This window comes from Holophagales bacterium, from assembly GCA_016719485.1.
Lineage (GTDB): Bacteria > Acidobacteriota > Thermoanaerobaculia > UBA5066 > UBA5066 > UBA5066.
This window is the reverse complement of record JADJZB010000020.1, coordinates 142,409-156,420: the sequence shown is the minus strand read 5'-3', so window position 1 is coordinate 156,420 and position 14,012 is coordinate 142,409. Positions and strand designations below refer to the sequence as shown.

The window sequence follows — 14,012 nt, the reverse complement described above, 5'->3', positions numbered from 1 at the left end:
GGGCGCCCCGCGGCGGAGATGGAGCGGAATACGCGGAGCACAACAGGCGCTATGGCCGGTTCTTCCGCTATTTCTACGAGTCGATCTATCGCGACAAATACCACATCATGGGCGACTACGACCTGATGACGATCGCCTTCCTGATGGACACGGCCCTCTACTACCTCGTCGCGGTGCAGCCCGTCTACAACGAGTCCGCGGACCGGCTCGGCATGCCCCCGTTCTACGGTGACGGAGCCGAGCTCGGCCTCTACCCGATGCGGTTCTACCAGGGGCGTCTCGTCGCGATCGCGAAACGGAAGATGGCTCTGGGAATCTACGGGAACCACAACGGCGGGCGCCGGCCGCGCTCGTCGGATTCACGCCCGGACCGGAGCGCACGTGATGCTGTGGCACGGCCTTCTCCGGTGGGCGAAGGCCGAGGCCGCGAACGCCCTGACCTACGTCCGGAAGCCGAAACCGATCGAGGGACCGCGCCCGCTACTTCTCCGCGCCCCGCGCCGCGGGGGCCGGGTCGACCGGCCCGGCGGGCGGATGACGGGACGGCGTGATACGGGCTGCGGCAACTCGCAACGACGGACCGGGCGCCCCACGTCGCCGCAGGCGCCGTCCGCCTGGGACTTCGATGTCGTCGTCTGCGGCGGGGCCGGGAGGGTCCACCGCAGCCACGTTTCTCGCGCGACAGGGATTCTCCGTCGCCCTGTTCGAGCGGGAGCGCTTCCGCGCTTCCACATGGCGAGTCGCTCCTGCCGTACAACGTCCCGCTCTTCCAGCGGCTCGGGATGCCCGAGAAGCTGAAGGTGTCCGGCCCGCAGGTGAAATACGGCGCCCGCTTCTACCACCAGGGAACGGACCACGCGCCTCGTCAGGTTCGCAGCGGCGTTCGACGGGGCCCCGGCATCGGCCTTCCAGGTGAAGCGGGCGGAGTTCGACATGCTGCTCCTCGAGCACGCCCGCGAGTCGGGCGTGCGGGTGAGCGAGGGGACGCGCGTGGAGGAGGTCCTCTTCGACGGCGAGCGCGCGACGGGTGTGCGGGTGAAAGCGTCCGGCGGGGAAGAGGCGCGGGCGGTGACGGCGAGAGCGGTCGTCGACGCGACCGGGCGGGACGCCCTGATGTCGCGGCGGCTGGGCGGGCGTCAGAAGGACCCGGCGCTCGACCGGTCGGCGGCGTTCGCCCACTTCTCCGGCTTCCAGAGGGTGGACGGGCCGGCCGGCGGCGACATCGTCGTCGTGACGACCCCCGACGGCTGGTGGTGGCTCATTCCGTTCTCGGACGGCACCGTCTCGGTCGGCGTCGTCATGCCCTCGTCCCGTTTCGCGAAGCGGACGGGAACGGTCGAAGAGCTCTTCGATGGCCGAATCGCCGCGACGCCCGAGGTCCGGCAGCTCCTCGAAGGGAACCGCCGGATCGGAGAGGTCCGCGCGATTCCCGACTACCCTACCGGACACCCCGGACCTCGGGAGACGGCTTCTGCCTCGTCGGCGACGCGGCCTGCTTCCTCGACCCGGTCTTCTCGAGCGGCGTCCTCCTCGCGATGTCCTCAGGGGAGATGGCCGCGGAGGCGATCGGCCGGGCGCCTCGCGCCGCGGCCGGGTCGACGCGAGGGATTTCCGAGGAATGGAGAGGCGTTACAGCCGGGCGATCGCCCGCTTCAGCCGCTTCGTCCACGGTTTCTACGAGCCGCATGTCCTCGAGACGTTCTACACGGAGTCGCCGGTGCCCCTGATCACTGGCGCCGTCACGACCGTCCTCGCCGGCGCGGTGTTTCGCCCGAGCCTGAAGTCGCGGGCCGGCGCAGCAGCCTTCCACCTCGCCTCGCTTCTCATCTGGCTGAAGCAGCGCGCCACGGGAGCCGGCGCTTGAGCGGGCGACCGGCCTCCTCGAGCGAGAACGGCGGTGACGGTGCGCGCCGACGCCCGGGACTGCGCTCGCGGTGGGAAGGGTCGCCGACGTCGCGCGGCCTTTCCGTTTCTCGGCGCCATGCGGGTAGGATTCGCCGCACCCGACAGGAGGTCCACATGAGCTCGCCTGCATCCCGCACACTGGTCGTCCTTCTCGCCGCCGCCATCAGCGGCCTCGCCGCCTTCGCGCCGCCCCTCGCTGCCGAGGAGCCGAAGAAGGCCGACGCGCTCCCGACCCCCGCGCCCGCCCCGGCCGGCTCCGGCGCCGCCGCCCTCGAGAAGCTGAAGGCCCTCGCGGGCGACTGGGTCGAGGTGGAGCCGAAGATGGGGCCGGCAGGGAGCGTCGTCGAGAGCTACCGGGTGACCGGCGCCGGGTCGGCCGTCGTCTCGACGCTCGGCCCCGGCACGCCGCACGAGATGGTCTCCGTCTACCACAGGGACGGGAACGACCTCGTGATGACGCACTACTGCGCGGCGCAGAACCAGCCGCGCCTGAGGACGAAGAGCGTGACGGGGAACGTCATCGCGATGGAGTTCGACGGCGGCACGAACGTCGACCCCGCGAAGGACGTCCACATCCACGCCGTGAAGATCGAGCTCCTCGGCCCGGACGAGATGCGCGAGAGCTGGTTCGGCTGGAAGGGCGGCAAGCCGGAGGAGGCGTCGCTGGTCTTCCACCTGAAGCGGAAAAAGGGCTGAGGCCTCCTCGCCCGCAGCGGGAACCCCGGCGGATGGCCGGGACCCGCTCCTCCGGACTCAGGCCGCGAGCATCCTTCTCCGGTCCCGCCACGCCACACCGGCGACGACGAGGAAGACGACCTCGGCGAGCCCCGCGAGGACCATCCACTTCACGATCGGCGAGTCCCCCATGCCGTAGGAGTGCATGCCGACGTTCAGGACGTAGTTCACGCCGAGGTAGGTCATCAGGATCGTCTGGAACGCGAGGATGCTGATGACCGCGGCGCCGAAGGTCCCGATCACCTTGTCGACCTTCAGGTGGAGGATCGCCATGTAGGCGAGGAACGCGACGAGCGACCAGACTTCCTTCGGGTCCCAGCCCCAGTAGCGGCCCCACGACGAGGCGGCCCAGACGGAGCCGGTCAGGATCCCCGCGAGGAGGAAGATCGACCCGACGTGCATGTACCAGTAGAGGAGCTCGTAGAGCTTCTCCACGAGCGCGCCGCGCCCCCTGCCGAACGCCGCGAAGCCGATCTGCATGTGCGCGACGACGACACCCAGCGCGAGGACGGCGTAGCCGATCATGATGATCGGGACGTGGATCGCGAGCCACGGAGTTCCCGCGAGGACCGGCGCGATCGGGTGGATGAACCGGTCCATCGGGAGGAGGTCGGTCAGGGCCATCGTCAGCGCCGCCATCGCGGCAGCGTTCAGGACGACGGTCCGGTTCTTCATCAGCGCGAAGGCGATGACGGCGAAGAGGCCGACGCCCCAGGCGAGGAAGAGAAGCGACTCGTACATGTTCGCCGCGGGGATCCGTTCTCCCGACGCCCACCTCATCCCGATCCCCCACGACATCGCCGCGAAGCCGAGGACCAGGAGGGCGAAGGAGACACCGTCGAGAAGGCGGCTCGCCTTCACCCACGCCGCGATCGAGACGGCGAGCGCCGCCAGGAGAATGATCCAGGAGAGTCTCGAGGGATTGACCCGGTTGTAGAGGATCTCCCGGTCGATCTTCTTCGCGGACGGCCAGCCCGGCAGTCGAGGCCCGTTCGCGTGGGCGAGGAGCGCCTCGGGCGTGACCTCCAGCGGCAGGTTCCAGCGGGCCTTCACGTCCCCGGCCACGGGGACCGGCCGGACGACCTGACGCTGGAGGACGCCGTAGAGAGACGTCAGGCGGTGTTCGAGCTTCTCGGCGTCCTTGAGGACGCCCGTCCGAGGCTTCTCCTGCTGGGCCGCCAGGCCCGCAGCCCGGATGAGCTGCATGAGCCGCGGATTTCCGACGAGCTGCTCGAAGGAGACGTGCTTTGCCGAGGGGGCGAGCCCCGCCGCGGCGGCGAGCGCCTTGCTGCCCACCTTCACGACGGGCAGAGCGGCGGCGCCCCGCGGGTCGAAGAGCCATCCCGTGAACGTTGCGGCCGGGTCCTCGCCGTTCCAGGAATGCGACCCCGTCACGTTCCACACCGTCTCGCGTGCGAGCGTGTCGAGCGGCATGACGCGCCCGTCGTGCTGGACCGGCAGGCGCTTCAGGGCCTCGACGTTCGCGGGCCCTGCGGCCCGCGCGGACACGGCGAGCGGCAGGAGCGCGAGGGCGACGGCGAGCGTGCGCCCCATCGTCGGAAGCGACATCCCTCCGGCGCCGACCTGTCTCTCCAGCGCCTCTCGCTCGCGCGCCTGCGAGATGCGCGTCAGGAGGACGAGGATCATGCCGAGGACGAGAGTGATGTACCCGGCGAAGACGACGAGCTGCCCCGGGTCCTTCGACACCGAGAGGACCGTCGCCTCGCGTCCGCCGTCCTGCTGGTAGCTCGACTGGAAGAGCGACCATCCTCGGTGGTGGAGCGGAGTGTTCATCCAGATCCTCGACTCGAAGCTCTTCCCGGTGTCGATGTCGGTCACGACGACCTGGCTCGCGAAGCCGGAGGGGCGCATCGTCCCCTGGTAGGTCTCCAGGACGAAATCCTCGAGCTTCACCGAGAACGGGAGCTCGACGCGCGACGTCACCTTTCCGTTTGCGTCCTGGTTGATCAGGACCGAGCCGCTCTCCCCTTCCCAGAGGCCGAGCTGCCCTTCGACCTTGCCGAAGTAGGTCAGCGCCGCGCCGGCGAGGATCAGGAGGAGCGAGGCGTGCGTCATGAGGAAGCCGATCCGCTTCCTGCCCCACGGGAAGAGGTTCGCGATCGACAGCGCCACGTTGGTCGCGAAGAGCGCCTGCAGGCCGAGGAACCACCACGAGTAGTAGACGAGGCGCCCCGCCGTCGCGGCGTCGGTTCGCGACTCGAGGATCGTCCCGGCCGACAGGCCGACGAGTAGGACGACCAGGAGGATGACGGCGAGCTTGAGCGAGGCGAGGAAGTCGAGGAGCTTTTTCAAGGGATCCATCCTTGGAGAGGGATGCTCGGGCGACAGGCCCGAAAACCGCGGATGTTCCCATCCCGCGGGGGGATGTGTCGAGGACCGACACGGCGCAGACGGGAAGAGGCGACGACGAATGGCGTGCCCGAACGTCCGCCTGCTCCCGGAAGGCGTCGTCGCGCGTGCCCTTACAGGAGAAATCCCAGATCGGCCGGCGCGAAGCGGCCGAGGTTCGGGAAGACTGTCGGGAGCGCGGTCGGCTCGACCCCGAACCACTTCGCGAGAGTCGCCCCGTACTGGTCGACGGAGGTCGTCGGGATCCAGCGCCCCTCGTTCGCCGAGTCGTCGGGACCGCCGAGCGCGAGCGTCGGGAACGTGCCGTAGAAGTTCCCGCCCCTCACGGCGCCGCCGAGGACGAGCTGGTGGCTTCCCCAGGCGTGATCGGCGCCGCCCCCGGAGTTCGGCTGGAAGGTCCGGCCGAAGTCGGAGAGGGTGAAGGACGTCACGGCGTCTTCCACGCCGAGCTCGACGGTCGCGGCGTGGAACGCGGCGAGGGCCTGGCTCGCCTGGGACAGGAGGTTCTGCTGGGTGTTCAGCTGGTTCGAGTGCGTGTCGAAGCCTCCGAGGGAAGCAAAGAAGACCTGGCGGCTGCGCTTCAGCGTCTCTCGCACGGAGACGATCGAGGCGATCTGCTGGAGCTGCCGCCCGAGAGTGGTGTTCGGGAACGCGGTCGCCATCGCGGGCGCCTTCGCGAGAGCCGCGGTGAGCGTGTCTAGGTTGTCGATGCCGTCCGAGGCGATCGCGCCCGCCTCGTCGGCGAGCAGGTTGCCGGTCTCGGCCGCCAGGAGGTTGCGCAGGGCGGCGTAGCGGGCCCTGGAGACGGCGTCGGTGCCGAAGCCCGCGAGGGTGGTGCCGGGAACGAGGGGCTTCGAGGCCGCGCCGGTGCCGAAGAGGGTCGGCCCGCTCGTCGACACGACGGCCGGGAAGCTCGCGGAGTCGAGCCCTGCGAGGGCGTCGGCCGTCCGTCCGCCCCAGCCAGTGCGGGCGAAGGCGTCCGCCTTCGACGTCGCGGACGACTGCCAGAGCCCCTGCTGATCGTTGTGCGAGAAGAGGTTCTCGGGCCGGAGCCCGCCGCTGGCGTAACCGGCCCGCGTGAGCGGCGCCGCGAGCGGGCCGACGTTCGCGAGGACGGCGAGCCGACCCTTGTCGTAGAGCGGGTGGATCTCCGCCAGCGCCGGGTGGAGGCCGAAGGCGGCCTTCTGGCTCGCTGCCGCGACCTTAAGTAGGGAGTCCTTCGGGATGTTGAGGGCCGTGCCGCGGGTCTTCTGGTACGTGGCGTAGTCGTCGTACGGCACGACCATGTTGTTGCCGTCGTTTCCCCCGAAGAGGAAGACGCAGACGAGGGCCTTGTATCCGGACGGCGCCGCCGCGGCCTCGAGGCGCGAGAAGCGGTCGAACGTCGAGAGAAAGGCGGCGGTTCCGAGGCCGCAGCCGAGGTCCGAAAGGAACTGACGGCGTGTCTTCATGGCTGCGTCCTCGCTCATTGCGCCACCTGGTAGGCGGACGAGCTCGCGACGAGGGCGAAGGCCGTCCTCACCCTCGCGAGCGCGTTCGTCGCCGGGACCGCTGCGACGGCGGCCGTGATCTCCCGCGCCGCCTCTCCCGTCATCGTCCCGTGGAGGAGGAGACGGTCGACGGCGGAGACGAGGGCCGCGGGGTCGGCCGCGAGCGGGGACCACTTCGAGAGGTCGAGAGACGTTCCCCCGGTGGGCGACCCCCTCAAGACCCCGTTGAAGACGAGCGCCGACACGAAGTTGATGCGGGCGATCGTCGTCGTCGACGACTGGATCCCGAACTCCGGCCCGAGGACGCCGTCCTGGATCGCGTACTCGGGCGGGAAGTAGCTGAAGACCGACGGCGGGTTGAAGAGCGTCTGCCCCATCGCGGTCGCCTGTGCGGCGAGGACGCCGTCGCTCGTCGCGCCCAGGGACCGGCAGAGGTTCGTCACGAAGAGGACCGGCTCGCGAAGCCGCCCGTAGGCGGGGTCGGCCTTCTCTCCGCCGCGGGCTTCCGGGTCGAGGAGGATCGCCCTGACGACGGCCGCGAGGTTGCCGCGAACGCCGCGCCCGTCGTCGGCGAAGACGCGGGCGACGCGCGCGACGTAGCCAGGGCTCGGGTTCGAGGTGACGAGGTGCTGTATGAGCTGCTTCGAGACGAAGGGCCCGACGCTCGGGTGGAAGAAGACGTTGTCGAGCGCCTGGTCCAGGTCGACGGCCCCGTCCTGGTTCGCCGGGAGGACGGAGTGCGGCGCACCCGGGTACTGGAGAATCGTCTTCGACCCCTTGTCGTGCGTGGTGTCGCGACCCTGTACGTCCCGGTAGAGCCACATCGAAGCCTTGTAGTTCGGTGGGTTGCTCTTCCGCGAACCGGCGCCCGCCAGCGTGGCGTACGTCCAGCCGGTGAACACGCGCGCGAGCTCCTCGATGGCCTCCTGCTCGTAGGCCGGGACGGGGCGGCCCATCACGTCCAGCTGCGGCGACCCGTCCTCGTTCAGCATGTCGACGCCGACCGAGAAGAGCTGGAGCAGCTCGCGGGCGTAGTTCTCGTTCGGCGGGATGTTCTCCGGCGGCACCGCCGCCGGGTTGTTGACCATGTCGAGGTAGTCGCCCATCGCGGGGCTGAGCGTCAGCTCGGCGAGAAGCGTCCGGTAGTTCCCGAGCGCGCTGCGGTGGAGCATGTTCAGGTAGGGGCCCATCGCGCTCGGCTGGCGGATGCTCACGCCCGAGACGACGAGGATCTCGTGGAGGGCGAGGGCGACCCGCTGGCGCAGCTGGTCCTCTTCCTTCAGCGCGTTCTGGAAGAAACGGACCTGCAGGGGGTACATCGTGTAGTTGTCCCGCACGCAGGTCGTCGGGCTCCCCTCCGGGCAGCCGACCTGTTGGTTGCCCGGCATCGCCGGCAGGTCGGGATACCCGGACGCCGGGGCCGCGAGCTGCTCCTCGAGGAACCGTTCGAAGCCGACCGCCGAGACGTGCGCGATCAGCGCGTCCGTCGGCCCCATCGTCGCCTGATCGAGGAAGCGGACGACGTCGGCCGTCGACGGACCCCGGGACACCGCGGCCGTCCCTGCAACGCGTGCGCCCGGAGCGTCTGAAGCCCGCGAGTGCCCGGCCGTACCCAGAGCGACGAGAGCGAGGACGACGGCCCCTTTCCGGCAGAGTGGCGATCTCACGTGCGCCCGAGGGACCTGACCAGGTTCGGCGGCGATTCCCATGGCGGTTCCTCCCCGGTTCCTTGCGGATAACGATCCGGACGCAAACGGTCCTGTTTGGTTTACCAGATCGACGGGAATGTGACGGTCATCACACGTCACGCCTTCGGGAACGTCGCCACGGCGCGGGTCGGCTCGCCCTTCTTCGAGGCGAGCGTCAGCTCGCCGCCGTGGGCCCTGACGATCCGCTCGGCAATGGGGAGGCCCATGCCCGTTCCGGCGGGCTTCGTCGACACGAAGACGCGGAAGATGTCGGCGTCCTTCCCGTGGAGACCCGGGCCGCGGTCGGAGACCGTCAGGAGCCAGAAGCGGCCACCGTCCTCGATCGCGACGTCCACCTCCCGCGCCGTCGCCCCGGCGGCCTCGACGGCGTCGAGCGCGTTGCCGACGAGGTTCAGGACGACCTGCTTGACGCGGGCGGCGTCCAGGAGCGCGGGCGCTCCCCCCTCGTACGGCTGGAACTCGAGGGCAATCCGGCGGCTCCTGGCCTCGGGCCTGAGGAACGCGACGGCCTCGGAAGCGGGCTCGTTGAGGTCGGACGGGACGGTGACGAGCGGCGAGGGGCGCGCGTAGGAGAGGAAGTCGGCGAGGAGCCTGGCGAGCCGGCCCGTCTCGACGCGGGTCGCCTGGGCCAGCTCGGCGGCCGAGACGGCCGAGTTCCCCTTCGCCAGCTGCTCCTCGAGCAGCTCGAGGTTGAGGCTCATCGCGTTGAGCGGGTTGCGGATCTCGTGTGCCAGGCCGGTCGCCACTTCGCCCAGCTCGGCGCGCCGCTCGGCCTCGACGCGCGCCGCTTCCACCTTCCGCGTCCGGCGCACGAGGAGCATGACGGCCCACGACGCCGCCAGGATCCCGAGGAACGAAACGACGGCCGCGGCGAAGATTCGCTTGTAGAGCTTCCCGCGCAGCACCTCGACGCGGGCCTCGAGCTCTTTCTGGGACACGCCGACCTTGAGCGTCCCGAAATCCCCGATGGGGACCTCGATGCCGTAGGGGTCCGTGATCTGGCTGGTCGTCTCGCTCGAGCGCGACGACGGCTCGAGCGGGTCGGGCGAAAGGCCCTGCTCGCCCTCGTGGCGGATGCGGGCACGCTCCGGGCGCGAGAGGAGCCCCGTGTACGCGTAGACGAGCTGCCCCTTCGAATCGTAGACGCGCACCTCCGAGAGGACCTGGCGGTCGGAGAGCGCCGAGCCGACGAAGACGTCGACGTCCTTCTGCTGCACCTTCAGCGTGTAGACGTCCCCGGCGGCACGCTCGGCGAGGCCGCGTGCGATGCGCTGTGCGTCCTGCCGCGAGTAGAGGATCGCTTCGTCGACGACGTCCTTGGAGAGCGTCTTGAAAAGGAGGTGGCCGAAGAGGAAGACGGAGCCTGCCGTCAGCAAGCCGACGAGCGAGAGGACGGCGGTGAGGTTGCGACGGAAGCGACGCGCCTCGAGATCGGACACGGGACGGAGTTTAGGGGACGTAGGCTATCCTCCCCGCCGCGCCGTGATGAACGCCACCAACGAACCCGACGCCCCGCCCCGGAAACGGCTCCGCCCGGAGGTCGCCTTTCTCCTGAAGTTCGCGTTCTTCCTGGTGGTCTTCTTCGTGGCCACCGCCCCGAAACCGATGAACGACGCCTTCGTCGAGCCTTTCACCACGGGCGTGGCGAAGGTCGGGGGCTTCACCGCAGGCCTCTTCGGCGAGGATGTGACGATGATCGGAACGGCGATCATCTCGCCCCGTTTCGCCGTGAACGTGAGGACCGGCTGCAACGGTCTCGAGACGATCTACATCTTCTTCGCCGGCGTCCTCGCCTTCCCGGCTTCGTGGAGCCGGAAGCTCTGGGGCCTCGTCGTCGGCTTCCTCGCCATCCAGCTCCTGAACAACGTGAGGATCGTCAGCCTCTTCTACATCGGGGTCTACTTCCCCCAGCACTTCGAGGACTCGCACATCGTCATCTGGCAGGCGATCGTCATCCTCTTCGGCGTGGCCCTCTTCCTCTTCTGGGCCGACCGCTATGCAAGACCGACTCGACCCGCGGATCAAGAAGCTCCTCGTTAGGCTGCCGCTCTCGGCGGTCCTCGCGATCCTCCTGTGGTTCGCGGTCGTGGACCACCCGTGGGGCAGCCTCGTGACCGACGTGTCCGAGTGGTGGATCCGCGCCGCCGAGAGGACGAAGGTGACGCGGCTCTCCTTCGACGACGGACTCGTCGTCGTGGAGCGGTCCGACCTCTCGACCCGGTCGGAGATCCCGGCGTTCTCGGCGGCCCCGATCACCGCGAACCTCGTCCTCCTCCTCGCCCTCCTGTTCGCCACCCCGCCGGCGCTCCGGGCTTCCGCCTTCCCGGCCCGGGCCGCGGCGGCGCTCGGCGCGCTCCTGCTGACACAGGTCCTCCACCTCTCCTTCACCGTCCAGACGCTCTACGCCCTGCAGCTCGGTGCCTGGAGCGCCGTCTCCTGGCCGCGGTGGCAGCGGGAGGTCGTGGCGACGGGGCGCTACTTCTTCGACATCATCGGCAAGTACGCCGTCCCGTTCGTCTTCTGGGCGATCACGCTCCGGCTCGGGGAAGAGGAGAACGAGGCCGCAAAGCCGAACGCCGCCCCCGCGAAGGGGCGGCGCCGGAAAAAGAAGGGCTGAGCCCCGCGCCGGAGACGGCGCGGACCGAGGCTAGTCCTGCCGCTTCCCGGGGGGCCTGAGCTACGCGCGGCCCCCCGGACCCCCCATCACGAATCGAGTTCCGTCGACTAGTCCTGGCGCTTCAGGTACCGGAAGTCCTTGATGTCGTACTCCTTCATCTTGGCGATGAGGGAGCCGCGCGAGATGTTCAGGAGCCGCGCGCCGAGCGACTGGTTCCCGCGCACCTTGCGCATGACGCGCTCGATGACCTGGCGCTCGACCTTCTCGACGATCTCCTTGAGGTCGTCGCTCTCGGCGAGCGTCAGCTCGACGTGCTCGTCGCCGAACTTGGCGTCGAGGTCGGAAAGGCGCACCGGGCCCTTCCCGAGCTGTGCCGCGAGGCGCCGGACCTCGTTCTCCAGCTCGCGCACGTTTCCGGCGTAGTTGAAGTCGAGGAGGGCGTTCATCGCCTCCACGTCGAAGCTGGACGCCATCGGACCGCCATGGCGGACGGCAAAGGCGTCGAGGAGCGCGGGGACGTCCTCCTTGCGGTCGCGCAGCGTCGGGAGCCGGAGCGTGAGCGCGGAGAGGCGGTAGTAGAGGTCGTCGCGGAACGTCCCCTCCTCGACGGCGCGCGTGAGCGACCGGGAGGAGGTGCCGATGACGCGGACGTCGAGCGGGACGGAGCGTCCGCCGGGGGCCACGACCTCGCGCGCCTCGAGAAGGCGGTAGAGGAGCGCCTGGGTCGGCGCCGGGAGATCGCTCACCTCCTCGATGAGGAGAGTCCCGCCGTCGGCCTCGAAGAGGCGGCCCGCGCGCCGGCGGCGATCGGCCGGGCCCGGGCTCCCGAGCAGGTCTTCCTCGAGAGCCGCGGCCGTCGAGGCGGTCGCCGAGATCCTCACCAGCGGGCGGGGCCGGCGCGGCGAGAGGGCGTGGAGCGTCTCGGCCGCGAGCGTTTTTCCGGTGCCGACGTCGCCGATGATGAGGACGGGCGCGCGGGCCGAGGCGATGCGCTGGAGGGATACTCGCAGGTTCTGGATGGTCAGCGAGGAGCCGACGACGGCGGTGGCTGGATCGTCCAGCGGGGCCATGACGATGGCCGCAGGGGCGTGCGAGGAACCCCTCTCGCCGAAGGGGGCGTCCGCCCTCTCGGCGTGGACGAAGCCGGTGGCGGACGCCAGGGCCACGGCGAGGTCGTTCAGGAGCGGATCGGCGGCGAGCTCCATCGGCAGGACCAGGAGCCCGACCGCCTCGGCGCCCGGCCTCACGACCGGGTAGACCCTCAGGCGCATGCCCGACTCGAACAGGTCCGTCGGTCCTCCCGCGGCGAAGACCTCGTCGACCGAGCGGCGGGTCAGGCGCGGCAGGGTCCCTTTCCAGATCGCCGCCACCGCTTCTCCGACCGACGACTCGGCCACCGAGAGGAATGCCACGCTGTGGACGGGAGTCGAGGAGGAAAGGTACGACGCGACCTCCTGGAGCCTCTCGTCGAGCGAGGCGGAGGCGCGGAGACGGCCGAAGAGCTCGCCCCACACGTCGGCGAGGCGGAAGCCCTGCGCGGCCGAGAGCGACGTCGGGCGGTTCTCCATCGGCCGGGCGGCGTGCGCCGGCTCGTACGTTCGCGACTTCGGCTCCGGCGTCCGCGCGGCGGCGGGCGGCGGCGGAACCGGAGGCGGCGGGGCGAGGGCCGCGGCGGCGACCGAGAGGGCGTCGCGTCCGCGAGGCGGGGGCGCGGAGATCCTGTTCGGATTCGGAGCGGGACCGTTCAGGAGGGTGATCGTCGCCTCGCCAATCTGGATCCGATCGCCCGAGGCGAGTGCAGCGGTCCTGACGATCGCGCCGTTCAGGTACACGTCCGATCCGGGCGCCGTTCCGAGCACGTCGAGCCGTAGCTCTTCGCCGACGACGGAGATCCGGGCGTGCCGGCCGAGAACACCTCGGGCCCTGACGACCAGGTCGTTTCCAGAAGATGCGCCGAGGTGGATCACGTCGCGGTGGACCTTCCGGACCTCCGACTCGCCACCCGGCTTGCGGACCTCGAAGCTGAGCATGTTTCTGAGCCTCCAGCTCGTGAGGGAGTGCCTCTCGAACGTACGGAAGGCTACCACGTCCGAAGGCCGAGTGTCCTCTCCCCGTCGACAAATTCTGTACGGCCCGGAGCCTCTAGAATGCCGTCCCGGTGAGTAAATGCCCGGCCTCCTGATCGACGCGATTCCGTTCAGCGCACCGCGCGACCTCGACCTCGAAGCGCTGGTGGCGACACTCGAGGCCGCCCTGGCGCCCGACGCCGTCGAGCTCCTCTTCCGGTGCCCCGAGAGCGGCCGCCGCTACCGCCGGAGGGTGGCCGCAGGCCGCGACTCGGGCCTGCGCCCGGCCTCCGCCGCCCGCACCGCCGACAGCCCCACTGGCAACGTCCTGACGGTGCCGTTCGGCCAGAAAGGGTCGTGGGAAGGACGCCTCTTCCTCCTCCGTCGCCGCGTGCGGCCCTGGACAGGGGCCGAGACGACGCGGTTCTCGCTCCTCGCCCCCCTCGCGGGCCAGCTCCTGTCGCGCCTGGTACAGGCGACCTCCGACCAGTGCGCGAAGGAGCGGCTCCTCGCCCTGGCGGAGTCCACCGAGGAGCCGGCGATCCTCTTCGACCGCGCGGGAACGATCCTCTTCGCCAACGAGGCTGCCGACACCCTCATGTCGCGGCAGACCGAAGAAGGCCTCGCCGTCCTCTCGGGTGACCGCCGCGCCACACCCCTCGTGTCCCACCTGATGCAGCTCGCCACGGCCGGGACGTCGCGTGCCGAGCGGATCGCGCTCACCGACGGCCGCTGCCTCGAGGCCCGCGTCGTCGAGGTTCGCGGCGACGGGACACCCGCGCGCCCGCCGGTGAAGCTCGTCCTCCTGAAGGAGCGCGCCGCGCCGACGATCGACGACGTTCGCCCTCACCTGCTCGCCCGCGGCGTTTCCGGGCGCGAGGCCGAGGTCGTGTCGGGCGTCCTCCAGGGCCTCAGCAACTCGGAGATCGCCGCCCAGCTCTTCATCAGCGAGTACACCGTGAAGGACCACCTCAAGCACACGTTCCGCAAGCTCTCCGTCGCCTCGCGCGGCGAGCTCCTGCGCACCCTCCACGCCGTACCCGAGCCACCCAGGACGCGTGTCTCCTGAGCATGCGGCGGCGCGAGCGCCCCTCCGGCACGCCCCCCCGCCGTCGTGGTA

10 protein-coding genes are annotated in these 14,012 nt (G+C 70.1%); 5 read left to right on the top strand and 5 right to left on the bottom strand.

The genetic code is table 11. The features are described 5' to 3' along the window. Positions 1-107: 107 nt before the first annotated feature. Together IPN03_11010 and IPN03_11005 are read left to right on the top strand one after the other, a co-directional pair. Positions 108-551: a hypothetical protein gene (locus IPN03_11010; protein ID MBK9374233.1), complete on the top strand. Its 444-nt coding sequence runs from the start codon at positions 108-110 to the stop codon at positions 549-551. Between the two features lie 361 nt (positions 552-912). Next, positions 913-2,601, top strand: a complete 1,689-nt coding sequence (locus tag IPN03_11005; protein MBK9374232.1) for a tryptophan 7-halogenase — start codon at positions 913-915, stop codon at positions 2,599-2,601. A 57-nt stretch (positions 2,602-2,658) separates the two neighbouring features. Here the strand turns inward: IPN03_11005 and ccsA are convergent, their stop codons facing one another. The 4 genes from ccsA to IPN03_10985 form a co-directional block, all read right to left on the bottom strand. After that, positions 2,659-4,953, bottom strand: coding sequence for a cytochrome c biogenesis protein CcsA (gene ccsA, locus IPN03_11000; protein ID MBK9374231.1), 2,295 nt, complete (start codon positions 4,951-4,953; stop codon positions 2,659-2,661). A gap of 170 nt (positions 4,954-5,123) precedes the next feature. Continuing rightward, positions 5,124-6,461, bottom strand: coding sequence for a DUF1501 domain-containing protein (locus IPN03_10995; GenBank protein ID MBK9374230.1), 1,338 nt, complete (start codon positions 6,459-6,461; stop codon positions 5,124-5,126). 14 nt (positions 6,462-6,475) lie between these two features. Further along, positions 6,476-8,050 (bottom strand): DUF1800 domain-containing protein, encoded by a 1,575-nt coding sequence (locus IPN03_10990; protein MBK9374229.1) that lies wholly within the window; start codon positions 8,048-8,050, stop codon positions 6,476-6,478. Positions 8,051-8,304: 254 nt separating this feature from the next. Next, positions 8,305-9,648: a HAMP domain-containing histidine kinase gene (locus IPN03_10985; protein MBK9374228.1), complete on the bottom strand. Its 1,344-nt coding sequence runs from the start codon at positions 9,646-9,648 to the stop codon at positions 8,305-8,307. Positions 9,649-9,694: 46 nt separating this feature from the next. Here IPN03_10985 and xrtH point away from each other — a divergent pair, with 46 nt between their 5' ends. Beyond that, positions 9,695-10,249, top strand: a complete 555-nt coding sequence (xrtH, locus tag IPN03_10980) for an exosortase H (GenBank protein ID MBK9374227.1) — start codon at positions 9,695-9,697, stop codon at positions 10,247-10,249. After that, positions 10,206-10,826 carry a hypothetical protein gene (locus IPN03_10975; protein ID MBK9374226.1) on the top strand — a complete coding sequence of 207 codons (621 nt, stop codon included), beginning with the start codon at positions 10,206-10,208 and terminating at the stop codon, positions 10,824-10,826. The genes xrtH and IPN03_10975 overlap by 44 nt, the downstream gene beginning before the upstream one ends. A gap of 107 nt (positions 10,827-10,933) precedes the next feature. Here IPN03_10975 and IPN03_10970 read toward each other — a convergent pair whose 3' ends face one another. Beyond that, entirely contained in the window at positions 10,934-12,856 is a 1,923-nt protein-coding gene (locus IPN03_10970) for a sigma 54-interacting transcriptional regulator (GenBank protein MBK9374225.1), read from the bottom strand. A 136-nt stretch (positions 12,857-12,992) separates the two neighbouring features. Here IPN03_10970 and IPN03_10965 point away from each other — a divergent pair, with 136 nt between their 5' ends. Further along, positions 12,993-13,961 (top strand): helix-turn-helix transcriptional regulator, encoded by a 969-nt coding sequence (locus tag IPN03_10965; protein ID MBK9374224.1) that lies wholly within the window; start codon positions 12,993-12,995, stop codon positions 13,959-13,961. Positions 13,962-14,012: the final 51 nt, after the last annotated feature.

Bases quoted from the DNA above. Each gene is read 5' to 3' on its own strand.
- IPN03_10965 (MBK9374224.1), top strand. From the start codon at position 12,993: ATGCCCGGCCTCCTGATCGACGCGATTCCGTTCAGCGCACCGCGCGAC.
- IPN03_10995 (MBK9374230.1), bottom strand. From the start codon at position 6,461: ATGAAGACACGCCGTCAGTTCCTTTCGGACCTCGGCTGCGGCCTCGGA.
- IPN03_11010 (MBK9374233.1), top strand. From the start codon at position 108: ATGGGCGACTACGACCTGATGACGATCGCCTTCCTGATGGACACGGCC.
- IPN03_10970 (MBK9374225.1), bottom strand. From the start codon at position 12,856: ATGCTCAGCTTCGAGGTCCGCAAGCCGGGTGGCGAGTCGGAGGTCCGG.
- xrtH (MBK9374227.1), top strand. From the start codon at position 9,695: ATGAACGCCACCAACGAACCCGACGCCCCGCCCCGGAAACGGCTCCGC.
- IPN03_10975 (MBK9374226.1), top strand. From the start codon at position 10,206: ATGCAAGACCGACTCGACCCGCGGATCAAGAAGCTCCTCGTTAGGCTG.